The organism is Paraburkholderia fynbosensis, assembly GCF_902859935.1.
Lineage (GTDB): Bacteria > Pseudomonadota > Gammaproteobacteria > Burkholderiales > Burkholderiaceae > Paraburkholderia > Paraburkholderia fynbosensis.
This window is the reverse complement of sequence record NZ_CADIKI010000007.1, coordinates 230,394-252,516: the sequence shown is the minus strand read 5'-3', so window position 1 is coordinate 252,516 and position 22,123 is coordinate 230,394. Positions and strand designations below refer to the sequence as shown.

General features: G+C 63.7%; 22 protein-coding genes. 17 read left to right on the top strand and 5 right to left on the bottom strand.

Features of this window, described 5'->3' with window-relative positions; genetic code table 11:
• Positions 1-6 precede the first annotated feature (6 nt).
• Positions 7-213, top strand: a complete 207-nt coding sequence (locus HV770_RS14250; protein ID WP_121316285.1) for a DUF3185 family protein — start codon at positions 7-9, stop codon at positions 211-213.
• A gap of 76 nt (positions 214-289) precedes the next feature.
• Here the strand turns inward: HV770_RS14250 and HV770_RS14245 are convergent, their stop codons facing one another.
• Positions 290-1,051 (bottom strand): phytanoyl-CoA dioxygenase family protein, encoded by a 762-nt coding sequence (locus HV770_RS14245; RefSeq protein WP_175160499.1) that lies wholly within the window; start codon positions 1,049-1,051, stop codon positions 290-292.
• 459 nt (positions 1,052-1,510) lie between these two features.
• Here HV770_RS14245 and HV770_RS14240 point away from each other — a divergent pair, with 459 nt between their 5' ends.
• Positions 1,511-1,879, top strand: coding sequence for a hypothetical protein (locus HV770_RS14240; RefSeq protein WP_175160498.1), 369 nt, complete (start codon positions 1,511-1,513; stop codon positions 1,877-1,879).
• Positions 1,880-2,065: 186 nt separating this feature from the next.
• Here HV770_RS14240 and metK read toward each other — a convergent pair whose 3' ends face one another.
• Positions 2,066-3,253: a methionine adenosyltransferase gene (gene metK, locus HV770_RS14235; protein ID WP_175160497.1), complete on the bottom strand. Its 1,188-nt coding sequence runs from the start codon at positions 3,251-3,253 to the stop codon at positions 2,066-2,068.
• 280 nt (positions 3,254-3,533) lie between these two features.
• Between metK and HV770_RS14230 the strand changes: the two genes are divergently transcribed.
• From HV770_RS14230 to hslU, 9 genes are all read left to right on the top strand, one after another.
• Positions 3,534-4,418, top strand: coding sequence for a lipid A biosynthesis lauroyl acyltransferase (locus HV770_RS14230; RefSeq protein WP_175160495.1), 885 nt, complete (start codon positions 3,534-3,536; stop codon positions 4,416-4,418).
• Positions 4,419-4,526: 108 nt separating this feature from the next.
• On the top strand, positions 4,527-5,402 hold the full coding sequence (gene dapF, locus HV770_RS14225) for a diaminopimelate epimerase (RefSeq protein ID WP_175160493.1): 876 nt from the start codon (positions 4,527-4,529) through the stop codon (positions 5,400-5,402).
• Between the two features lie 58 nt (positions 5,403-5,460).
• Entirely contained in the window at positions 5,461-6,183 is a 723-nt protein-coding gene (locus HV770_RS14220; RefSeq protein ID WP_175160491.1) for a DUF484 family protein, read from the top strand.
• 36 nt (positions 6,184-6,219) lie between these two features.
• On the top strand, positions 6,220-7,143 hold the full coding sequence (gene xerC / locus HV770_RS14215; RefSeq protein WP_175160489.1) for a tyrosine recombinase XerC: 924 nt from the start codon (positions 6,220-6,222) through the stop codon (positions 7,141-7,143).
• 91 nt (positions 7,144-7,234) lie between these two features.
• The gene (locus HV770_RS14210) at positions 7,235-8,437 is read left to right on the top strand and encodes a class I SAM-dependent rRNA methyltransferase (protein ID WP_175160488.1); all 1,203 of its coding nucleotides are present in this window, start codon (positions 7,235-7,237) and stop codon (positions 8,435-8,437) included.
• A gap of 200 nt (positions 8,438-8,637) precedes the next feature.
• Positions 8,638-9,732 (top strand): CobW family GTP-binding protein, encoded by a 1,095-nt coding sequence (locus tag HV770_RS14205; protein ID WP_175160487.1) that lies wholly within the window; start codon positions 8,638-8,640, stop codon positions 9,730-9,732.
• Between the two features lie 645 nt (positions 9,733-10,377).
• A complete protein-coding gene (gene dksA / locus HV770_RS14200; protein WP_012431412.1) occupies positions 10,378-10,797 on the top strand; it encodes an RNA polymerase-binding protein DksA in 420 nt (139 codons plus the stop codon).
• Positions 10,798-11,249: 452 nt separating this feature from the next.
• Positions 11,250-11,786, top strand: coding sequence for an ATP-dependent protease subunit HslV (gene hslV, locus HV770_RS14195; RefSeq protein ID WP_175160486.1), 537 nt, complete (start codon positions 11,250-11,252; stop codon positions 11,784-11,786).
• Positions 11,787-11,795: 9 nt separating this feature from the next.
• Positions 11,796-13,142, top strand: a complete 1,347-nt coding sequence (gene hslU, locus HV770_RS14190; RefSeq protein WP_175160485.1) for an ATP-dependent protease ATPase subunit HslU — start codon at positions 11,796-11,798, stop codon at positions 13,140-13,142.
• Between the two features lie 142 nt (positions 13,143-13,284).
• Here the strand turns inward: hslU and HV770_RS14185 are convergent, their stop codons facing one another.
• Together HV770_RS14185 and HV770_RS14180 are read right to left on the bottom strand one after the other, a co-directional pair.
• Positions 13,285-13,827, bottom strand: a complete 543-nt coding sequence (locus HV770_RS14185; protein WP_121316273.1) for a response regulator transcription factor — start codon at positions 13,825-13,827, stop codon at positions 13,285-13,287.
• Positions 13,824-15,137, bottom strand: a complete 1,314-nt coding sequence (locus HV770_RS14180; RefSeq protein WP_175160484.1) for an ATP-binding protein — start codon at positions 15,135-15,137, stop codon at positions 13,824-13,826. Before HV770_RS14180 ends, HV770_RS14185 begins: the two co-directional genes overlap by 4 nt.
• Before the next feature lie 129 nt (positions 15,138-15,266).
• Here HV770_RS14180 and HV770_RS14175 point away from each other — a divergent pair, with 129 nt between their 5' ends.
• Positions 15,267-16,904, top strand: coding sequence for a hypothetical protein (locus HV770_RS14175; protein WP_175160483.1), 1,638 nt, complete (start codon positions 15,267-15,269; stop codon positions 16,902-16,904).
• A gap of 54 nt (positions 16,905-16,958) precedes the next feature.
• On the opposite strand, the gene HV770_RS14170 is transcribed toward HV770_RS14175, so the two are convergent.
• A complete protein-coding gene (locus tag HV770_RS14170; protein WP_175160482.1) occupies positions 16,959-17,183 on the bottom strand; it encodes a cysteine-rich CWC family protein in 225 nt (74 codons plus the stop codon).
• Between the two features lie 264 nt (positions 17,184-17,447).
• Here HV770_RS14170 and argB point away from each other — a divergent pair, with 264 nt between their 5' ends.
• The 5 genes from argB (at position 17,448) to metW (ending at position 22,123) form a co-directional block, all read left to right on the top strand.
• Entirely contained in the window at positions 17,448-18,347 is a 900-nt protein-coding gene (gene argB / locus HV770_RS14165) for an acetylglutamate kinase (RefSeq protein WP_007179687.1), read from the top strand.
• Positions 18,348-18,603: 256 nt separating this feature from the next.
• On the top strand, positions 18,604-19,407 hold the full coding sequence (locus HV770_RS14160) for a pyrimidine 5'-nucleotidase (protein WP_175160480.1): 804 nt from the start codon (positions 18,604-18,606) through the stop codon (positions 19,405-19,407).
• The gene (gene slmA / locus HV770_RS14155; RefSeq protein ID WP_175160478.1) at positions 19,374-20,081 is read left to right on the top strand and encodes a nucleoid occlusion factor SlmA; all 708 of its coding nucleotides are present in this window, start codon (positions 19,374-19,376) and stop codon (positions 20,079-20,081) included. Before HV770_RS14160 ends, slmA begins: the two co-directional genes overlap by 34 nt.
• 291 nt (positions 20,082-20,372) lie before the next feature.
• Positions 20,373-21,518 (top strand): homoserine O-succinyltransferase MetX, encoded by a 1,146-nt coding sequence (gene metX / locus HV770_RS14150; RefSeq protein ID WP_175160476.1) that lies wholly within the window; start codon positions 20,373-20,375, stop codon positions 21,516-21,518.
• On the top strand, positions 21,515-22,123 hold the full coding sequence (metW, locus tag HV770_RS14145; protein ID WP_121316265.1) for a methionine biosynthesis protein MetW: 609 nt from the start codon (positions 21,515-21,517) through the stop codon (positions 22,121-22,123). The genes metX and metW overlap by 4 nt, the downstream gene beginning before the upstream one ends.

The window sequence follows — 22,123 nt, the reverse complement described above, 5'->3', positions numbered from 1 at the left end:
GAATGCATGACGAAGGCTATTTCATTCGCGCTGCTCGTCGGCGGGATCGTGTTGCTGTATTTCGGCGGACAGGCGTTCAATTCGGTGAGCAGTGACGTCGCGCGCGTGTTCACCGGCTCGCCGAGCAACAAGGCGATCATGCTGATCGTGGCCGGGGTGATCGCCACGCTCGCCGGAGTCACGGGAATCGCGCTGTCCGGACGCAAACGGTAAGCGCTGATGGACGGTGCGGCGCCTGGCGTTCGATCGCATGAAATGAACGCACACGAGCGCCGCCAACGATAAAAAGCTAAAACGCCACTTCAGGCTTCGCAGCCGAACGGGTGCCCGGCAACGGCACATTGCTCGCGCCGTGATACGTGTACACCAGAGAAAACTTCACCTGATCGCTGAGGTTTTTGCCCGCTGAATGCAGCGTGTTGCAGTGGAAGAAAACGACGTCCCCGGCCTTCAGTTCGGGCGACACCGCCGCGCGAATCCAGGCCTGATTCTCTTCGAGGTCGGAGCGGAAAAATTTGGCTTCGTCAAACCGGTCGGACGTGAACGGCTCGCTGTGAGACTTCGGCACGAGCCACAGCGCACCGTTATCGACCGTTTCCGAACCGACCGCGAGCCACACCGATACCAGATCGTCGCGCTCGAACGACCAATAGCGCACATCGCGATGCCAGCCGGTCAGGCTGCCGTATGCGGGATGCTTGGTCATCATGCAGTTGTGATGCGCGCGCGACAGGCGCGGCTCTTCACCGAAGTACAACTCCATCCAGCCGCGAATTTCCGGCGCGGTCGCCCACCGCGCGAACGCCGGATGGCGCCCATACGCATCCAACAGCCGCCGCACCGTATGGCCGCCCGGCGCGTGTTTCGACGACGGCGCGCCGGGGTACTGCAGATCCGCTTCGAATTCGATCGGCGCCGCCGCTTCCTGCAACTGCTGCTGCGCGATCTGCTTCAATTCGGCGCAACGCTCGGGCGACACCAAACCGGGCACCACGACGAAGCCCTGCTCCCGCAACGTCTGAATTTGCTCTTTCTTCGAATGGAATGACATGGTGATCCGTTACAGTCGACTAGCCGATGCTCGATTGTAAAACGGGCGCGATCGCGCTGCGCGCAGTTTCGCGCCAACGCGCCGCAGCCTGACGCACGACTTTCACGCGCAGGAACGCCGGTGCGGCACAGCGACGGGGCAAACGCGCACGATAATCGACCGCGGCGTGCCCGCCGCGCAGGCGTGCGTTGCACTCCATCTTCGTAATAACCCGTATTCGCAGGGTAAAAACCCGACTTTCTGGCGTCATGAATCACGTGTAGCCTGCACGCATGTTGATCGCCGCTCCCGCACTTTTGCGCCGTGCGCAGGCCGCGCAGGCCCGCGCCGCCGAGCTCCGTGCTTTTTTCCGACGAATTCCGGGCTTTCGCGCCGTCCCTCGAGACACCGCCTTTGGCATGTTTGGTGCTGCTATCGGCGCACCTTCCGTCGCGCGACACGTTGCCTACCTGTGAAGCCATGCATACTCTTCTGAGCACCCGTCTTACCCGCGCCGCACTCAAAGCGGCGCGCCCCGCGCGCCGCCACGTCGTGCGCGCGCTGCGTCACCACGCCACGCGCACCCGCGCGTTGGGCGAACAGTGGCGCGATGCCAAAGCGGTCGACGGCATTCGCACGTGGTTCCATACATTCTTCTCAGCACTGCGCCTGCAAGGCAGTTCACGCCGCTTCTCGCTGCGCACGCTGCTGCGCAAACCGACACCGCTGCGGCTCACCGCCGCGCAACGCGCACCGGTTGTCGTGCGGCAGAATACGAGCCGCCGCCCGCGCCGCATGTCGACGAGCAGCAGCAGCGGCTGGTTCGTGTTCGCCTTTGCGAGCCGTTAAGACGGCGCTTGGACAGCACCCCGCCGCAATCTGCTAGCGCGGTTTTCGAACAGACGCGCGTGGCGGTTTCCCATGACGCGAAGTAATCGCGCGACGAAGCAGCGACGCACTACGCGATAGGCGATAAAAAACCCCGCCCGGCTCACGCCGGCGGGGTTTTTGTTTGAAGCGGGCAGCGCGTGCTTATTAGGCGAGCGCGGCAACCGGTTCCGTGCCGGCGGCTTCCGCCAGCGCGAGCGCCTTGTCCGTGGCTTCCCACGTGAATTCCGGCTCTTCGCGGCCGAAGTGACCATAGGCCGCGCTCTTCTCGTAGATCGGGCGGAGCAGGTCGAGCATCTGGATAATGCCCTTCGGACGCAGGTCGAAATGCTCCTGCACCAGACGCGTGATCGTCGCGTCGGACACGCGGCCTGTGCCGAACGTGTTGACCATCACCGAAGTCGGCTGCGCAACGCCGATCGCGTACGACACCTGAATCAGGCAGCGCGACGCGAGGCCGGCGGCCACGATGTTCTTCGCGACATAACGGCCTGCATAGGCCGCCGAGCGATCGACCTTCGACGGGTCCTTGCCCGAGAACGCACCACCGCCATGGGGCGCGGCACCGCCGTACGTATCGACGATGATCTTGCGCCCCGTCAGGCCGCAATCGCCTTGCGGACCGCCAATCACGAAACGGCCGGTCGGGTTCACCAGGAACTTGATGTCGCCCTTGATGAGTTCGGCGGGCAGCGTCGGCTTGATGACTTCTTCGATCACGGCTTCGCGCAGCGTGTCCAGATCGATGTCCGGCGAGTGCTGCGTGGACAGCACGACGGTGTCGATCGAATGCGGCTTGCCGTCGACATAACGCACGGTGACCTGCGACTTCGCATCCGGACGCAGCCACGGCAGACGGCCGTCGCGGCGCAGATTCGCCTGACGTTCGACCAGACGGTGCGACAGGTGGATCGGCAACGGCATCAGTTCCGGCGTTTCTTCACACGCGTAACCGAACATCAGGCCCTGGTCGCCGGCGCCTTGATCGAGGTTATTGTCGTGCGCGCGGTCCACGCCCTGGGCGATGTCTGGCGATTGCTTGTCGTACGCGACGAGCACGGCGCAGCCGCGGTAGTCGATGCCGTAATCGGTGTTGTCGTAGCCGATGCGCTTGATGGTATTGCGCGCGATCTGGATGTAATCGACGTTCGCCGTGGTCGTGATTTCACCGGCCAGCACGACCAAGCCCGTGTTGCACAGCGTTTCTGCTGCGACACGCGAGTATTTGTCCTGCGCCAGGATCGCATCGAGAATCGCGTCCGAGATTTGATCCGCGACTTTGTCGGGATGGCCTTCGGAGACGGATTCCGAAGTGAAGAGATAGTCGTTTGCCACGTTGCAGACTCCTGTTTGGTGGTTACGGTTGAGTTTCACGTAGCCAGCTTCGGGAGCCTGAAGCGGCGACGCTTTAGCGGATTACCTTGACCGGCCGGCGCATATCACATGGATCGCACCCGCCAGCTTCGCCCCGCAAGTTGTCTATTAACTCGGCGAAGCCCTTATTATAGCGACTTCCTTTGATTGTCACAGAGTGTCCACGAGTGCGGTATTACGTCAATTTCTCCGCTTTCCTGAAATCCGTCGTGCGCAGTGCCTCTTCTTTCCTGGAGGCGGCATGCTGAGCCGCTATGGCGCGAAGCTCGCGATCGGGCTGTTGAAACTTTTTGCACTGCTGCCCTATGGCCTCGTCGCCCGTTTCGGCGACGGGCTCGGCTGGCTGCTCTATCAGATTCCGAGCCGCCGCAAGCGCATCGTGCACACCAACCTGACGCTGTGCTTTCCCGAGTGGAGCGACGAGCGCCGCGAAGATGTCGCGCAGAAACACTTCCGCCACGCGATCCGCAGCTACATCGAACGCAGCGTGCAGTGGTTCGGCTCGGCGAAAAAACTCGAAAAGTTGATCCAGCTCGACAGCGCGATCGATCTGACGGACCCGAACCTGCCGCCTACGCTGTTTCTCGGCTTTCACTTCGTCGGCATCGAGGCCGGGTCGATCTTCCTGAACTACTCGCTCAAGCGTCAATGCGGCTCACTGTATCAGCCGATGTCGAACCCGGAACTCGAAGAGATCGCCAAAGCGGCGCGCGCGCGTTTCGGCGCGGACATGGCGAGCCGCGCCGACAGCGCGCGCATCGTGCTGCGCTGGCTGCGCGAACGCAAGCCGGTCATGCTCGGCGCCGACATGGACTACGGCGCGCGCAATTCCACCTTCGTGCCGTTCTTCGGCGTGCCGACCTGCACGCTGACCGCGGTGGGGCGTCTCGCGAAGGTCGGCCGCGCGCAGGTCGTGCCGTTCATCGGCGAAGTGCTGCCGAACTACAAGGGTTACCGCCTCAAGGTGTTCAAGCCCTGGGACAACTATCCCACCGGCGACGACGACGAGGACGCGCGGCGCATGAACGCCTTCCTCGAAGAACAGATTCCGCTGCTGCCCGAGCAGTATTACTGGGTGCACAAGCGCTTCAAGACCCGGCCGCCGGGCGTGCCGAGCGTGTACTGACCCGGATCGAGCTGAACGACGCCGGCGCAGCCAGCCGGACAAGCCGCCCGAACGCGGAAATAACGCGGCGTTCGGCTCACCTGCCGGTGCGTCACTTACAATAGCGCGATGAAACTGAAATTCACCAAGATGCACGGGGCGGGCAACGACTTCGTCGTGCTCGACGGCTTCACCCAACCGGTCAACCTGAGCCCGGCGCAGGTGCGCGCGCTCGCGGACCGGCACTTCGGCGTCGGCGCCGATCAATTGCTGCTGGTCGAAAAGCCCACCGTGGATGGCGTCGATTTCCGATATCGCATCTTCAATTGCGACGGCGGCGAGGTCGAGCACTGCGGCAATGGCGCGCGCTGCTTCGTCAAGTTCGTGCGCGACCGCGGCCTGACCGATCGGCGCAGCGTGCGCGTGCAAGTGCAGAAGGGCATCATTACGCTGACCGTGCAGGACAACGGTGAAGTGCTGGTCGACATGGGCACGCCGGTGTTCGACCCGGAACGCGTGCCGTTCGCCATCAAGGGCCTCGAAGGGCGCCGCGAAGGCGCGGACACGCTCTGGCCGCTCGACGTGAACGGCACGACGCGCTGGATTTCAGTGGTGTCGATGGGCAATCCGCACGCCGTGCAGGTGGTCGACGACGTCGAAGCGTTCCCGGTGCTGGTCGAAGGCCCGGTGATCGAACGCCATGCGCGCTTCCCGCAGCGGGTGAATGCGGGCTTCATGCAAATCGTCGGCCGCAGCGAGATCAGGCTGCGCGTGTATGAACGCGGCGCGGGCGAAACGCTCGCGTGCGGCACGGGCGCCTGCGCGGCAGTTGCGGCAGGCATCCGGCGCGGGCTGCTGGACGCACCGGTGCTGGTCCATACGCACGGCGGTAAGCTGACGATCACGTGGGACAGCACCCGCGAAGGCGAACCGCTGCTGATGGCGGGCCCCGCCGCCACCGTTTTCGAAGGCGAGATCGAACTGGCCGACTCGTTGGCCGCTTAAACTCATTGACCGATGCGCCGCCCCCGGGGCGTCGTCCCGTAGTCCTTTAGCCGAAACCATGAACGATCGCGAAGTCGCCGAATACCTGCTTGCCAACCCCGAATTCTTCGCCGAACACGCGGAAATGCTTGCGACCATCCGGCTCGGGAACCCGCACGGCAAAGCCGCGGTGTCGCTGCAGGAACGGCAGATGGAAATGCTGCGCGACAAGAACAAGCATCTCGAACGACGCCTCGCCGAACTGCTGCGTTACGGCCACGAGAACGACAGCATCGCGTCGAAATTCAACCGCTGGACCATCCGCGTGATGGCCGAGCGCGATCCGTACGCGCTGCCGCGCACGATCGCCACCGGTTTGCGCGAGATTTTCGACGTGCCGCAGGCCGCGCTGCGCGTGTGGGACGTGGCCGAGCCTTACGCTCAGGCCGACTTCGCGCGCCACGTCGGCGAGGAAGTGCGCATTTTCGCGGGCAGTCTCACGACGCCGTACTGCGGCGCGAACACCGGCTTCGAAGCCGCGCAGTGGCTAACTCCGGCAGTCGGCGCGGTGGCGGACGAGAGCGCGGGCGGCAATGCCACGTCCGAGTCGGCGCACGTCACCGAATCGATTGCGTTGCTCGCGCTGCGCGACCCGGAGGCCAACGAAGAGGCGCCCACCTTCGGTCTGCTGGTGATGGGCTCGGCCGATGCGCGCCGCTTCCACGACGGCATGGCCACCGATTTCCTGACGCAGATCGGCGCGCTGGCGAGCGCCGCGCTGAGCCGTCTGCTGCCGCGCTGAGCCTGCGCCCGCACGCACGCGCCCGAGCCCGCTACCGTGACCGCCGCCGACCCGATCGCCGCGTATCTGTCGAACCTCGAACATGAGCGGCGGCTCTCGGCGCATACGCTGCGCAGCTACACGCACGAACTCGAAGAACTCAGGCTGCTGGCCAAAGGTCGGCCGCTCGAAAGCCTGAGCGCCGTCGACATTCGCGGCGCCGTAGCGCGCGCGCATGCGGGCGGTCTGACGGCGCGCTCGATCAGCCACCGGCTGTCCGCGTGGCGCGCGTTTTATCGCTGGCTCGCAGGCCGCGTCGAACTGCCGGCCAATCCGGTCGCCACCGTGCGCGCGCCGAAGCAGGCGAGGACGCTGCCCAAGGCCCTGTCCGTCGACGACGCCACGCGCCTGATGGAAACGCCGCCCGTCGCATCGCCCGAAGGGTTGCGCGATCACGCGATGCTCGAACTGTTTTACTCGTCCGGTCTGCGTCTCGCTGAACTGGTCGGCCTCGACGCCCGTTTCGCCGACGCCGACGGCTACCGCTCTGCCGGTTGGCTCAAGCTGGACTCCGCCGAAGTCGAAGTGCTCGGCAAGGGCAACCGGCGCCGCATCGTGCCGGTCGGCAGCAAGGCGCTCGACGCGCTGAACGCATGGCTCGCGGTGCGCGACCAGATGGTCAAGCACGATCCGCATCCGCTGTTTCTGTCGGCGCGCGGCAACCGCCTGTCGCCGAATGTCGTGCGTGAGCGCGTGAAGCGCGCGGCGCTGGTCGCGGGCATCCCCGCCAACGTACATCCGCACGTGCTGCGGCATTCGTTCGCTACGCACGTGCTGCAGTCGAGCGGCGATCTGCGCGCCGTGCAGGAACTGCTCGGCCATGCCAGCATCACCGCTACCCAGGTCTACACCGCGCTCGATTTCCAGCACCTCGCCCACGTCTACGACCAGGCGCATCCGCGCGCCAAAAAACGCGACTGACGCCGCTTATTGCGGCTTGTAGTCTCCTGCGCTTTCGCTTCACTCGCTGCGTGCGCGTTGCCACCCGGCCCCTTGCTCTGCTGACACCCTGATGAATACCGTTACGCTCAAACCGTCGAAAGAAAAATCGCTGCTGCGCCGCCATCCGTGGGTCTATGCCAACGCGATCGACCGCGTCGATGGCAATCCCGCGCCCGGCGCAACCGTGCTGGTGCGCGCGCACGACGGCCGCTTTCTCGCGCGCGCCGCCTACAGTCCGCATTCGCAGATCCGCGCGCGCGTGTGGAGCTTCGACGAAACCGAGCCGATCGATCATGCGTTTTTCAAGCGCCGCGTGCAGCGCGCGCTCGCGCATCGTCAGACGATGGTGCACGACACCGGCGCGGTACGGCTGATTTTCGGCGAAGCGGACGGCCTGCCCGGCTTGATCGTCGATCATTACGTCGCCGCGGACCCAGGCCAGCGGAGTCAGTTGGTTTGCCAGTTCATGGCGGCGGGCGTCGAGGCGTGGAAGGAAGCAATCGTCGCGGCGCTGGTCGGCGCGACCGGCTGCCCGAATGTCTACGAACGTTCGGACGTGTCGATTCGCCAGAAGGAAGGACTCGAACAGATCACCGGCGTGCTGGCGGGCGAGGCGCCATCGGATGCGTTGATTTCGAGCGAAAACGGCGTGCGCTATCACGTCGACGTGCGCAACGGCCACAAAACCGGCTTTTACGTCGATCAGCGCGACAACCGCCTGCTAGTGCAGCAGCTCGCGCAGGATCGCGAGGTGCTGAACTGCTTCTGCTACACCGGCGGCTTCTCGCTGGCGGCGTTGAAGGGTGGCGCGAAGCGGGTGGTGTCGATCGATTCGTCGGGCGAAGCTCTGGCGCTCGCCCAGCAGAACGTAACGGCCAACGGCTTCGACGCCGAACGCGCCACCTGGCTCGATGCCGACGCGTTCAGGACGCTGCGCCGCCTGTACGACGAGGGCGAGCGCTTCGACCTGATCGTGCTCGATCCGCCGAAATTCGCGCCGTCGCGCGAACACGTGGACCGCGCGTCGCGCGCGTACAAGGACATCAACCTGACCGGCCTGAAGCTGCTGCGCCCGGGCGGTTTGCTGTTCACCTACTCGTGCTCGGGCGCGATCGACTCCGAACTGTTCCAGAAGATCGTCTCCAGCGCGGCCGCCGACGCGCGCGTCGATGCGCGCATTCTCAAGCGCCTCGGCGCGGGCGTGGATCATCCCTTGCTCACGGCGTTCCCGGAGGGCGAATACCTGAAGGGTCTGCTGTTGCAAATCGCCTGATCGCCCATAATTTGAGCCTATTTTTCAGGCTCGTTTTGCGCGCGGGCGGCGCTGGCGCCAGCGGGCGCGAACCCCGGCCGTCAGCGCGGGCTTGACAGATATGGTTCAATAACCGGCTAGACAGGGCTGCGCGCCATCCGGTCGCCGCGCCCGGCTACGCTTTCGATCACGCACCGTTTCACGAACTACAGGCGACCAACATGCTCCCAGTCACCATCCTGACCGGCTTTCTCGGCAGCGGCAAAACCACCCTGCTCAAGCGCATCCTGAACGAAAAACACGGCATGAAGATCGCCGTCATCGAAAACGAGTTCGGCGAAGAGAACATCGACAACGAAATCCTCGTGCAGGACACCAGCGAGCAGATCATCCAGATGAGCAACGGCTGCATCTGCTGCACGATTCGCGGCGACCTGTCGCGCGTGCTGGGCGATCTGGCGGCGAAGAAACAGGCGGGCGAAGTGGATTTCGACCGCGTCGTGATCGAAACCACCGGTCTCGCGAATCCGGGCCCGGTCGCGCAGACGTTCTTCATGGACGACCAGATCGCCAGCGAATTCCTGCTCGACGCGATCATCACGCTGGTGGACGCGAAGCACGCGAACCATCAACTGGACGAACACGAAGTGGTACAGCGTCAAGTCGGTTTCGCCGACCGCCTGTTCATCACCAAGGCCGATCTGGTCGACGAAAAGCACGTGAGCGATCTGCGCCACCGTCTGCTGCACATGAACCCGAAGGCGGCGATCAAGGTCGTCAATTTCGGCGAAGCGGACATCAAGGAAATTTTCGATCTGCGCGGCTTCAACCTGAATTCGAAGCTGGAAATCGACCCGGACTTCCTCGCCGAAGACGAGCACGCCCACAACCACGCTCACGCGCATGACGAGCACGGCCATACGCACGCCGACCACGATCACGAAAACTGCGATCACGACCACGGCCATTGCGACCACGAAGGCCACGATCACGCGCACCACCACCATGCGCATCACGACGACAAGATCAAGTCGTTCGTGTACCGCAACGATCGTCCGTTCGATCCGAACAAGCTCGAAGATTTTCTCGGCGGCATTCTGCAGATTTATGGCGAGCGCCTGCTGCGCTATAAGGGCGTGCTGTACATGAAGGGTGTCGATCGCAAGGTCGTATTCCAAGGCGTGCATCAGATGATGGGCAGCGATCTGGCCGCGAAATGGCAGCCGGTCGAGAAGAAGACCAACAAGATGGTGTTCATCGGCATCGAACTGCCGCAAGACCTGATCACCGACGGCCTGGACGCCTGTCTCGCCTAAGCGCGGGCGCTTGCCGTGCTGCGGCAGCGGCGCGGCACACGCCGCGCTGCTGCGCTCGCCACATGTCGCCGTATGCGTGGCGCTAATCATCTGCCGAATGCGCCCGACGTCAGGTTGCAAGGCCCGAACAAGTCACGCGAATGAAAAGCGCGTGAAAACCCTGCTGTATTAATACGTGCACGACCATCGCTTTTTGGTCGTGCGCGCGTTATATTTTCGGGATATCGGTGCGCTGTAAGGAGATTTTCGCTAGTTGCGGTACCGGATTGTGATTCAGTTACAATACGTCCCCACTGGAGAATGACAACGAATTGCCCGGTCAGCGCGTAGGTCGCGCCGGGCCTGAAGCGGCGCCGGAAAAAACTTGTCCGGGTACTACGCCGATCATGCCGGCCGGCACTGCCTGACAAGGTGCGCTGCCGGCAAGCAATACCTCAGGAGCATTTGAGAATCGGTTTCCAGAGGAGTTCGGCCCCGCATTGGCGTTGCGACGCCCGGCGTGTGGGCGCCAGGCGCTCCGGCGTCACGACAGTCCACCGTTCGTGCCCGCCTTCGCGCTTCCGCGTCCTCGAGGCGCCTTTGCGGGCAATACGAAAGTGCGGGCACTATGTAAGAGTTTTGCCTCACATTGAAGAAGTAAGCCAGATGACGACGAAACGACTCTTGACCGAAGCCGAAATCCTGAAGATGAGCGACAAGGATTACATGAATGAGGATCAGCTCGCCTTCTTCAAGAACAAGCTCGAACAGCTGCAGGCGGACATTCTCCGCAATGCCGGCCAGACGACCGAAAACCTGCGCGAAACCGTAATCGTGCCGGACCCGGCCGACCGTGCAACGATCGAGGAAGAGCATGCGCTCGAACTGCGCACGCGCGACCGCGAACGCAAGCTGCTGAAGAAGGTGCAGCAATCGATCGCGCGCATCGATTCCGGCGACTACGGCTGGTGCGAGGAAACCGGTGAGCCGATTGGCATTCCGCGTCTGCTCGCGCGGCCCACGGCAACCCTGTCGCTCGAAGCGCAGGAACGCCGCGAACTGCGCCAGAAGCTGTTCGGCGACTGAAAGCCTGTGGCGCGGCTTCGGCTCCGCGCCCTGACACGCTGCTTCGTCGAGAGGCGCACGGTGAAACGTGCGCCTTTTTTCTTTTGTGCGACGCAGTCGTGTGCCGCATTGTGAAGCGGTTTCATGCCTGCCGCTGTTCGGTTTCGGCGATGCGGTTCGACATCCGACGCTCGGCGTTTTTCGCGGCATGAGGCGCCTCGCGGCGAAACTTGCCCGTTCGCACCGCCCGCCGCTGCACCATTGCCGCGCACGCACCCAATCCCCGGTTTTTTGTCTTATGCCATTCGGCAGCTCTTGATATGACCGCGCACGCCCTAAAATAAATCGAACATGCGCTGCACGAGCGCGCGCCGACCAGTCGAATTACAGCGTCGCGCGCCGTCCGTTTTCAGGATTCATGCGGTAGCGCGTCGCGCTGCCGCGTCCTACCCGTTTTGCAAAGAGGAACGCATATGGAGCAATTTCACGGCACGACGATCGTCTCCGTCCGCCGCGGCGACAAGGTCGCGCTCGGCGGCGACGGCCAGGTGACGCTGGGCAACATCGTCATGAAAGGCGGTGCCAAGAAGGTCCGGCGCATCTATAACGGCAAGGTTCTGGTCGGCTTCGCCGGCGGCACGGCCGACGCCTTCTCGCTGCTCGACCGCTTCGAAGCGAAGCTGGAAAAACATCAGGGCAACCTCACGCGCGCCGCCGTTGAACTCGCGAAAGACTGGCGCACCGACCGCATGCTGCGTCGTCTGGAAGCGATGCTGATCGCCGCCGACGCGACCACCACCCTCGTCATCACCGGCAACGGCGACGTGCTCGATCCGGAAGGCGGCATCTGCGCGATCGGCTCGGGCGGCGCTTACGCGCAGGCCGCCGCGAAAGCGCTCACCGACAACACCGAGCTGTCGCCCCGCGAAATCGTGGAGAAGTCGCTGGAGATTGCCGGCGACATGTGCATCTACACGAACCACAACCGCGTTATCGAGACGATCGAGTAAGGACCCACGATGAGCACAATGACCCCTGCCGAGATCGTCTCCGAACTCGACAAACACATCATCGGCCAAGGCCGCGCGAAAAAAGCCGTGGCCGTCGCGCTGCGCAACCGCTGGCGCCGTCAGCAGGTCGAAGACCCGCTGCGCCAGGAAATCACGCCGAAGAACATTCTGATGATCGGACCGACCGGCGTCGGCAAAACCGAAATCGCGCGGCGTCTGGCGAAGCTCGCGGATGCACCGTTCATCAAGATCGAAGCCACCAAGTTCACCGAAGTCGGTTATGTGGGCCGCGACGTGGACAGCATCGTGCGCGATCTGATCGAGATTTCGGTCAAGCAGACTCGCGAAACGGAAATGCGCAAAGTGCGGACCAAGGCCGGCGACCAGGCTGAAGACCGCATTCTCGACATCCTGCTGCCGAGCGCACGCCCGGTCGGTTTCGGTGCGAGTTCGAGCGCCGCCGACACCGCCGACGAAAGCAGCACCACGCGTCAAACGTTCCGCAAGCGTCTGCGTGAAGGCCTGCTCGACGACAAGGAAATCGAACTCGACATCGAACAGCCGCAAGCGGGCATGGACATCATGGGGCCGCCGGGCATGGAAGACATGACCGAGCAGATCCGTTCGATGTTCGCGAACATCGGCGGCGGCAAGAAGGCGCGCCGCAAGATGAAGGTGAAGGAAGCGCTGAAGGTGCTCACCGACGAAGAAGCCGGCAAGATGCTCAACGACGAAGAGGTGAAAACCAAGGCGGTGCAGAACGTCGAGCAGAACGGCATCGTGTTCCTCGACGAGATCGACAAGATCGCGTCGCGCAGCGAAGCCGGCGGCGGCGAAGTGTCCCGCCAGGGTGTGCAGCGCGATCTGCTGCCGCTCGTCGAAGGCACCACGATCAACACCAAGTACGGGATGGTGAAGACCGATCACATTCTGTTTATCGCGAGCGGCGCGTTTCATCTGGCCAAGCCGAGCGATCTGATTCCCGAACTGCAAGGCCGCTTTCCGATTCGCGTCGAACTCGACTCGCTGTCGGTGAACGACTTCGAATCGATCCTCGTGTCGACCGATGCGAGCCTCGTCAAGCAGTATCAGGCACTGCTCGCCACTGAAGACGTGCATCTCGAATTCGCCGACGACGGGATTCGGCGCTTGGCCGAGATCGCTTACTCGGTCAACGAGAAGACCGAGAACATCGGCGCGCGGCGTCTTTACACGGTCATCGAAAAACTGCTCGAAGAGGTGTCGTTCTCGGCGGGCAACCACTCGGGCAGAGCCGTGCAGATCGACGCGGCGTATGTCGATCGCGCGCTGAACGAAGTGGCGGAAGACGAAGATCTGTCGCGTTACGTGCTGTGATATCCGTGTTCATGCACATGCTGCGTCAGGTTGTTCATATTGGCTGACGCAGATCAAATCTGACGCACAAAAAAACGGGCTGCCTTAATCGAAGGCAGCCCGTTTTTCCTTTGTCACATTGCTTACGTCGAAGTAGAACGACTTACTGTTTGACCGGCCGCTTCGCCAGCTTGCGCTGCAACGTTCGACGATGCATGTTCAAGGCCCGCGCCGTGGCCGAAATATTGCCGCCGTGTTCGGCCAGCACGCGCTGAATATGCTCCCACTCCAGACGCGCCACCGACAACGGCGTGGGATGTTCGATCGCCTCTTCCGCTTGCAGCGCGCTCGCTTCGGTTTGCAGCGCCGATAAGATCGTCTCGACGTTGGCGGGCTTCGCGAGGTAGTTGTCCGCGCCGTCTTTCACCGCCTGCACCGCGGTGGCGATGCTCGCATAGCCGGTCAGCACCAGCATGCGCGCGTCGGGCTGCAGATCGCGCAACGGCGCGACGAGCGTCAGGCCCGAGTCGTTGCCGAGGTGCAGATCCACCGTGATCTGGCTGAACTTCTGCTGGTTCGCCAGCTTGATCGCCTCGTCCGCGTTGTGCGCTTCGCTCACCGTGTAACCGCGCCGCGTCAGACCGCGAGCGAGGATGCCGGAGAACACCTCATCGTCGTCGATCACCAGAAAATTCTTTTCGCTCATGCCTGTTTCTCCGTGTTGGATGGCGTGGCGCCTTGACGGCCCGCGCCAGAAAATTTGCGCCCGCCGGCGAGCGGAAGTTTCAGCACCGCACGCGTGCCGCGCGGCTTGATCGCGCTGACGTCGGTCAGCTCGATCGAACCCTTCAGACGCGACGCCGCCGAGAAGGCCAGATAAAGGCCGACACCGTGACCGCCCTGTGTGCTGTCCACCGGCGTCGCGCCAAGGGAGCCGCGCAGTGCAGCCGGAATCCCGGGGCCCGCGTCGCAGACTTCGAACACGACTTTCTCGCCGCGTGGATCGAGCGCGCACGACAGCGTCACGTGATCGCGGCTCGCGCGCGCGGCGTTGTCGAGCAGGATCGTGAGGATCTGGCTGACGGCCACCGTGTCGTCGAGACTGACGTCCGCGGGTGGTGCGCCGACCCGTTCGAACTTCACATGCGGATGACGCAGGCGCCACTGCTCGGCAAACGATTCGAGCCACTCGCCGACCGGCTGTCGATTGGTTGTCGTCGACGCGCGGCTGCGTAAGCGGGCCAGCGCCGACGTGCATAACGTCATCTGCTGTTCGAGCAGTTCGAGATCGGCACTGTACGGTGCGAGCCCTTTGTCGCTGCGTGCCGCGTCGCGCAATTCTTCGGACAACATCGCGATTGTAGACAGAGGCGTACCTATTTCGTGAGCGACGGTGGCGGCCTGCACGCCGAGCGCGACCGCGCGTTCGTCCTGAAGCAAGCGCTGCTGCGCTTCTCCGAGCGCTGCGTCACGTAGCCGCAGCGCTCGCGACATACGCGCGACGAACCATGCAATCAGCCCGACGCTGACCATGAAGTTGACCCACATGCCGGCGCGGTAGTAGTCGAAGAGGTTTGCGGGGTTGTCGAGATTGAGGGGCACGGAATCGAAACCGAGCACCGCGTAGCAGGTCACGGCGAACGCCGCGAGCCATGCCATCAGTTGCCACGGCAACACTGCGGCGGCAATCGCGAGCGACGGCAGGTAGAGCGAAACGAATGGATTCGTGGTGCCGCCGGAGAGAAACAGCAACGCGGACAACGCGCCGAGATCGACCCAGATCTGGCCGAACAATTCCATGTTCGACTCGGGCCGTTGCTGCGACACGCGCCACCACGTGAGCGCGTTGAACAGCACTTCGAGCGCGATCACGAGCAGCATCGCGGGCAGCGGCAGGTTCACGCCGATGAAGATCTGCACGAATGCGATCGTCATGAGCTGACCAATGATGGCGAGGCTGCGCAGCCAGAACAGATGGCCAAGATTGACCCGGCCGGTGTTGGTTATACGGTGCATCACTTTAATCCACCCGTTCGGAATACTCCGACTTACTTTGCAGCGGTGCCGCCGGTAACATATTGCTTTTGCGACAGCGTCGTATGGTCCGGTCTTTCGTCATCGGCGCCCGCGCCGCGCAACCGTTCCATGCCGCCTACCTCCGACCGCGAAGCCGACGCCTCATCAGCTTTCCTGAATTATTTGCGCGATGCCGCCGCAGCGAGGGAAAGCGGTAGCGCGGCAACGGAGGCTGCCTGTTTCGAGGCGGCGGCGCAGCTGCATCCACTCGACGACGCTTCGCTCGCCGCACTCATCGCAAGATTCTCCGAACAGCATCGTCAGCGCGACGCGATCGAGCTCGCCGCCATTATTGCTCAACTCGATCCGCATCGCGCTCTTACGCACTTTCGTCTCGGCTTCGCGCTGCAGATCGCCAATCTGCATCGCGAAGCCGTCGCCCCGTATCGTCGCGCGCTCGCCATCGAACCGACCTTGCCGCAATTGCGCAACAATCTCGCCGCCGCGCTGATACTCAGCGGCGGGGACCTGGACGAACAACGGGCGTTGCTGGAAAGCGCGGTTCGCGACGAACCCGGCAATGGCGACGGCTGGATCAATCTCACCAACACGTATCGCTTGAGCATGGATCTGCCGCATGCGCTGGAAGCGGGCGCACGCGCCGTGCAATGCGCGCCGCACAGCCCGCTGTCGCACAACAACTATGCGCTGGCGCTACGCGAAGCGCAACGCTGGAGCGAAGCCGAACACGCCGCGACAACGGCCTGCACGCTGGCGCCGCATGACGCCACGATGCGCGCCGGTCTCGGGATGCTGCAACTCGTGCGCGGCGAGTACGCGAACGGCTGGCTGTCGCACGAGGCGCGTTGGGACGGCTCGCAGGAACTCCGCGGTGGCCGTCCGCAGATGCCGGCGCCCGCCTGGCGTGGCGAACCGCTCGCGGGCAAGACTCTGCTGGTGTGGGGCGAACAGGGCATGGGCGACCTGCTGCAATTCAGCCGCTATATCCCGATGCTGGCCGAGCGTGTTCATCGCGAGGGCGGCCGATTGTCGTGGAATTCGTTTCCGCACATGGGCGCGCTGCTTGCGCGCAGCCTCGGCAGCCATGTGGACGAATACTCCGCCGGTGGAGGCGTCGAAACGCTACCGCCGTTCGACTATGAAATTCCGCTGCTCAGCCTGCCATTGATGTTCGAGACGCGCGAGGAAACGATTCCGGCTGCCTCGCCGTATCTGTTTGCGCAAGCGTCGGCGCGCGACTCGTGGCGCAAGCGGCTCGGAGGGGAATCGCGGCTCAAGGTCGGACTCGCGTGGACCGGCAGCCTTGGCCATCAGCGCAATTCGTTCCGGCGTGTCGGATGGGAACGCTACGCGGCCCATTTCGGCGGCATGCAGGACGTGGCGTTCTACTCGCTGCAACCGGGCGCGGACGCCGACGTGACCGCCGCGCGAGCGGCCGGTCTGCCGATGACCGACCACACCGCCGAATTCGCGACTTTCGACGACACCGCCGCGTTCGTCAGCGAACTCGATCTGGTCATCACGGTGTGCACGTCCGTCGCGCATCTGAGCGGCGCGCTCGGCCAGCGCACGTGGGTGCTGCTCGACGTCAATCCGCACTGGGTCTGGCTGCTCGAACGCAACGACAGCCCGTGGTATCCGAGCGCGACGCTGTACCGGCAGCCGCGGTTCGGCGAATGGGAGCCGCCGCTGGAAGCGGTCTCCCGCGACCTGCGCACGTTGGCTGCCCAACATCGCACGGCCTAAGCTCTGCGGCGTTTCGCCGACGGAGCGCCGGCCTCGCCGCGTGCTACAGCCAGATCAGGCCGAGCCGGCACCCGGTCCCGCATGAGCCGCTTGCGCAATCTCCCCGGCCAGACATTCGGGACACAGACAGGGGCGCGCCGGATCGAGCCTGTCCGCCGGTAACGACGGCATCTCGCGGCACCAACACTCGAACGGCTGCGCATGCTTGCCGCAATCGAACGCATTACCGCAGCGCGGACAGCGCGGGCTGTTGGTCGAACGGGAAGCGGACGGTTTCATGACGGGCTGGGACGTGCGCCGAGGCATCGATCAGGAGATGATGCCACGACTGGCGAGCCCGCGTGAGTCGTCCATTCGGCCAATTCACGAACGTCACGTGAGCGCGTTAAGCTTCATGGTCGAGCGAAGCCTGCGGCCTGCCGTTGCGCAGTGCGCAAAGGCCACGCCGCCCGCGGCGCGCGCAGCTATCGAAAACCCTGTTGCAGCGCGCCACTCCTGTACAATTCGCCCTGTTTTAACTGTTCCGTGCCTGAGCCTGCCGCCATGTCCGAGCTTCCCGACCTTTCGCAGATCGCGCCCACCCTGAAGGCTGAAATCCTGGCCGAGGCGCTGCCCTACATCCGCCAGTATCACGGTAAGACCGTGGTCATCAAATACGGCGGCAACGCCATGACCGAGGAGCGTCTGAAGCAGGGCTTCGCGCGCGACGTGATCCTGCTGAAGCTGGTCGGCATCAATCCGGTGATCGTTCACGGCGGCGGTCCGCAAATCGACCAGGCGCTGAAGAAGATCGGCAAACAGGGCACGTTCATTCAGGGCATGCGCGTCACCGACGAAGAGACGATGGAAGTCGTCGAATGGGTGCTCGGCGGCGAAGTGCAGCAGGACATCGTCACGCTGATCAATCACTTCGGCGGCCACGCGGTCGGCCTGACCGGCAAGGACGGCGGCCTGATCCACGCACGCAAGATGCTGATGCCGGATCGCGACAACCCGGGCCAGTACGTCGACATCGGCCAGGTGGGTGAAGTGGAGGCGATCAATCCGGCGGTCGTGAAGGCGCTGCAGGACGACGCATTCATTCCGGTGATCTCGCCGATCGGCTTCGGCGAAGACGGCCTGTCGTACAACATCAACGCCGATTTGGTCGCCGGCAAGCTGGCGGTCGTGCTGAACGCCGAAAAGCTCGTCATGATGACCAACATCCCGGGCGTGATGGACAAGGAAGGCAATCTGCTAACCGATCTGTCGGCTCGCGAAATCGACGGCCTGTTCGCCGACGGCACGATCTCCGGCGGCATGCTGCCGAAAATATCGTCGGCGCTGGACGCGGCGAAGAGCGGCGTGCGCTCGGTGCACATCATCGACGGCCGCATCGAACACTCGGTGCTGCTGGAGATTCTCACCGAACAGCCGTTCGGCACGATGATCCGCTCGCATTGATGCCTGCGCATTGACTCCAGCATCAAACCCGGCACACACGGCGCGTCGCAACGGCGCGTCATGTGTGCCGTGCGGTTACGCTGCGCAGCCGGGCACACTGCCCGACAAATGCGCGGTGTCCGGCGTGCGCAACCACTCTCGAAGCGCGCTCGTGGCACACCGGCCAGCACTCTTCTTCTCTCCCGCCACCCGCATCGCGAACGCTCCACGTTCGCCGCGAGCAGCGACCGTCCGCGCCTGAACGGCGTTCTCCACCATGCGCACCCCCACTTCTCGCCGCCGTCGTCCGCATATCGCAGGCGGCAAGCCGGTCTGGCTGTTCGATCTCGACAACACGCTGCACCACGCCTCGCACGCCATCTTCCCGGCGATCAACCACGGCATGACGCAGTACATCATCGACGCGCTGCAGGTGGACATCGACGAAGCCAACCGTCTGCGCACCGGCTACACGCAGCGCTACGGCGCAGCGCTGCTTGGCCTGACGCGCCACCATCCGCTCGACGCGATCGACTTCCTGAAGGTCGTGCACACATTCCCCGATCTCGGCTCGATGATCCGTCACGAACGCGGCCTTGCGCGCCTCGTCGCGGCGTTGCCGGGCCGCAAGATCGTGCTGACCAACGCGCCTGAGGCGTATGCGCGCGCGGTGCTGGCCGAATTGCGCATCGAGCGTCTGTTCGAGCAGGTGATCGCCATCGAGCATATGCGCGATCGCCGGCGCTGGCGCGCCAAGCCCGATCACGCGATGTTGCGCAAGGCCATGCACGACGCCCATGTCTCGCTCAAGGATGCGATCCTCGTCGAAGACACGCGCTCGCATCTGAAGAACTATCGGCGTCTCGGCATCCGCACGGTGTGGATCACCGGGCATCTGCCGCGCAAGCCGCACGCGGAGGGCGTGCCGACGCGTCTGCCGGGCACCGGCCGGCCGCATTATGTCGACCGGTGCATTCGTTCGTTAAAATCGCTACGACTGGGCAGCCGCTCGGTTCGATGGAAGGGACAGCAGCCGGGACGACAGCCATGCAGCCGATCGACAAACCTGACGAAGCCTTAGCCGAACACGAAGCCACTGCGCCGGCCAATGCAGCGGCCACCCAGCGCGCGCAGCGTCTGAAGCCGGGCGAGCGTCGCGTGCACATTCTGCAGACGCTCGCCGCAATGCTGGAAGCGCCGAAAAGCGAAAAGATCACTACGGCGGCGCTTGCCGCCCGGCTCGGTGTGTCCGAAGCCGCGCTGTACCGCCATTTCGCCAGCAAGGCGCAAATGTTCGAAGGCTTGATCGAGTTCATCGAGCAAACGCTCTTTGGCCTCATCAACCAGATCGCCGACAAGGAAAGCAACGGCGTGCTGCAAGCACGCGCCATCGCGTTGATGCTGCTCAATTTCCCCGCGAAGAACCCCGGTATGACACGCGTGCTGACGTGCGAGGCGCTGGTCGGCGAGCATGAACGGTTGACCGAGCGCGTCAACCAGATGCTGGAGCGCGTCGAGGCATCGCTGAAGCAGTGTTTGCGGCTGGCGCAGACGGAAGCGGATGCGCACGCCAGCGAAGGGACGAACGACGCCGCACACGCTGCCGCCCCGCTGCCTGCCGGCTACGATCCCGCGATCCGTGCGAGCCTGCTGTTGAGCTACATCATCGGCCGCTGGCATCGTTATGTGCGCAGCGGTTTTGCCCGGATGCCCGCCGAACACGCCGACGCACAACTGCTGCTGATCCTTCAGTAATCCGCGTGGCACGCACCGCGCGAGGGTGCGCCGGCGATGATGTCGCACGAAATTTTCCGCTATACTTTGCGCCTGAACGCGGCCCTTCGATGCATCCGGGACCGCGATCCGGATCACCCTGAACACTCATCACGCGCCGATTTGCTGACTCGATTGCGGGCGCGCGAACCGCTGGAATACTCCCGCGGTTCACTATAAATGCGGCTAAAGAGGTCGTCAGCCGCGCACACAGTCGTTCCTCCGTGCTTCGCCGACGCCATCTAGCCGCCTGTTTTTTTAATGGCGGAATGAATGGAATCGATCGGTATCGTCGCTCCCCAAACAATGCATTTCACCGAGCCACTGCAACTGCAGAACGGCAGCTCGCTGACCGGTTACGACCTGATGGTCGAGACCTACGGCACGCTCAACGCCGCTCGCAGCAATGCGGTACTGGTGTGCCACGCGCTCAACGCGTCGCACCACGTCGCGGGTGTGTACGCGGACAACCCGAAAGACGTCGGCTGGTGGGACAACATGGTCGGCCCGGGTAAGCCGCTCGACACCGACAAGTTCTTCGTGATCGGCGTGAACAACCTGGGCTCGTGCTTCGGCTCGACCGGGCCGATGAGTATCGACCCGGCAACCGGCGTCCCGTACGGCGCGACCTTTCCGGTCGTCACCGTCGAAGACTGGGTCAACGCCCAGGCGCGCGTCGCCGATCAGTTCGGCATCACGCGATTCGCCGCGGTGATGGGCGGCAGCCTCGGCGGTATGCAGGCGCTCGCGTGGAGCATGATGTATCCGGAGCGCGTCGCGCATTGCATCGTGGTCGCATCCACGCCGAAGCTGTCGGCACAGAACATCGCGTTCAACGAGGTCGCGCGCTCGGCGATCCTGTCGGACCCGGACTTCCACGGCGGCAACTACTACGCGCACAACGTGAAGCCGAAGCGCGGCCTGCGCGTCGCGCGGATGATCGGCCACATCACGTATCTGTCGGACGACGACATGGCCGAGAAATTTGGCCGTTCGCTGCGCCGCGCGGAAGGCGCACTGGACGCGTACAACTTCAACTTCGACGTCGAGTTCGAAGTGGAGTCGTACCTGCGCTACCAGGGTGACAAGTTCGCTGACTACTTCGACGCGAATACGTATCTGCTGATCACGCGCGCGCTCGACTACTTCGATCCCGCCAAAGCTTTCGAAGGTGATCTGACCAAAGCGGTCGCACACACCACGGCGAAATATCTGATTGCGAGCTTCACGACCGACTGGCGTTTCGCGCCGGCCCGCTCGCGCGAACTGGTGAAGGCGCTGCTCGACCACAAGCGCACCGTCACCTACGCGGAGATCGACGCGCCGCACGGCCACGACGCCTTCCTGCTCGACGACGCGCGCTATCACAACGTGATGCGCGCCTACTACGAACGTATTGCGAACGAGGTGAACGCATGAACCAGCGAGCACTCGATTACCTGGCGCTGCGCCCGGACTTCCGCGCCATCGCCCGCTGGGTCGAACCGCGCGCCACGGTGCTGGATCTCGGCTGCGGCGACGGCTCGCTGCTGTCGCTGCTGACCGAAGAACTCGACGTGCAGGGCTACGGCATCGAGATCAACGACGCGGGCGTGCTGGCGTCGACGCAAAACGGCGTCAACGTGATCCAGCAGAATCTGGAAGACGGCCTGCGCCTGTTCGAAGACGGCAGCTTCGACTTCGCGATTCTGTCGCAGACGCTGCAAACCATTCACCAAACTGCCGCGATCCTGCGCGAGACGGTGCGGGTGGGCAAGGAATGCATCGTGTCGTTTCCGAATTTCGGTTACTGGGCGCATCGGCTGTCGGTGCTGCAGGGGCGCATGCCGGTGTCGAAGTCGCTGCCTTATCAATGGCACAACACGCCGAACGTGCGGGTGCTGACCATCGAGGACTTCGAAGCGCTCGCACCGGAAGTCGGCATCGAAATTCTCGACCGCGTGGTACTGCACGACGGGCAGACCGTGCGCTGGGGCGTGAACTGGCGTGGTAGTCTTGCGGTCTATCGCGTCAAGAAAAGCTAA

Coding starts and splice junctions, on each gene's coding strand:
- HV770_RS14250 (WP_121316285.1), top strand. CDS start 7: ATGACGAAGGCTATTTCATTCGCGCTGCTCGTCGGCGGGATCGTGTTG.
- HV770_RS14245 (WP_175160499.1), bottom strand. CDS start 1,051: ATGTCATTCCATTCGAAGAAAGAGCAAATTCAGACGTTGCGGGAGCAG.
- HV770_RS14240 (WP_175160498.1), top strand. CDS start 1,511: ATGCATACTCTTCTGAGCACCCGTCTTACCCGCGCCGCACTCAAAGCG.
- HV770_RS14230 (WP_175160495.1), top strand. CDS start 3,534: ATGCTGAGCCGCTATGGCGCGAAGCTCGCGATCGGGCTGTTGAAACTT.
- dapF (WP_175160493.1), top strand. CDS start 4,527: ATGAAACTGAAATTCACCAAGATGCACGGGGCGGGCAACGACTTCGTC.
- HV770_RS14220 (WP_175160491.1), top strand. CDS start 5,461: ATGAACGATCGCGAAGTCGCCGAATACCTGCTTGCCAACCCCGAATTC.
- HV770_RS14210 (WP_175160488.1), top strand. CDS start 7,235: ATGAATACCGTTACGCTCAAACCGTCGAAAGAAAAATCGCTGCTGCGC.
- HV770_RS14205 (WP_175160487.1), top strand. CDS start 8,638: ATGCTCCCAGTCACCATCCTGACCGGCTTTCTCGGCAGCGGCAAAACC.
- dksA (WP_012431412.1), top strand. CDS start 10,378: ATGACGACGAAACGACTCTTGACCGAAGCCGAAATCCTGAAGATGAGC.
- hslV (WP_175160486.1), top strand. CDS start 11,250: ATGGAGCAATTTCACGGCACGACGATCGTCTCCGTCCGCCGCGGCGAC.
- hslU (WP_175160485.1), top strand. CDS start 11,796: ATGAGCACAATGACCCCTGCCGAGATCGTCTCCGAACTCGACAAACAC.
- HV770_RS14185 (WP_121316273.1), bottom strand. CDS start 13,827: ATGAGCGAAAAGAATTTTCTGGTGATCGACGACGATGAGGTGTTCTCC.
- HV770_RS14180 (WP_175160484.1), bottom strand. CDS start 15,137: ATGCACCGTATAACCAACACCGGCCGGGTCAATCTTGGCCATCTGTTC.
- HV770_RS14175 (WP_175160483.1), top strand. CDS start 15,267: ATGCCGCCTACCTCCGACCGCGAAGCCGACGCCTCATCAGCTTTCCTG.
- HV770_RS14170 (WP_175160482.1), bottom strand. CDS start 17,183: ATGAAACCGTCCGCTTCCCGTTCGACCAACAGCCCGCGCTGTCCGCGC.
- argB (WP_007179687.1), top strand. CDS start 17,448: ATGTCCGAGCTTCCCGACCTTTCGCAGATCGCGCCCACCCTGAAGGCT.
- HV770_RS14160 (WP_175160480.1), top strand. CDS start 18,604: ATGCGCACCCCCACTTCTCGCCGCCGTCGTCCGCATATCGCAGGCGGC.
- slmA (WP_175160478.1), top strand. CDS start 19,374: ATGCAGCCGATCGACAAACCTGACGAAGCCTTAGCCGAACACGAAGCC.
- metX (WP_175160476.1), top strand. CDS start 20,373: ATGGAATCGATCGGTATCGTCGCTCCCCAAACAATGCATTTCACCGAG.
- metW (WP_121316265.1), top strand. CDS start 21,515: ATGAACCAGCGAGCACTCGATTACCTGGCGCTGCGCCCGGACTTCCGC.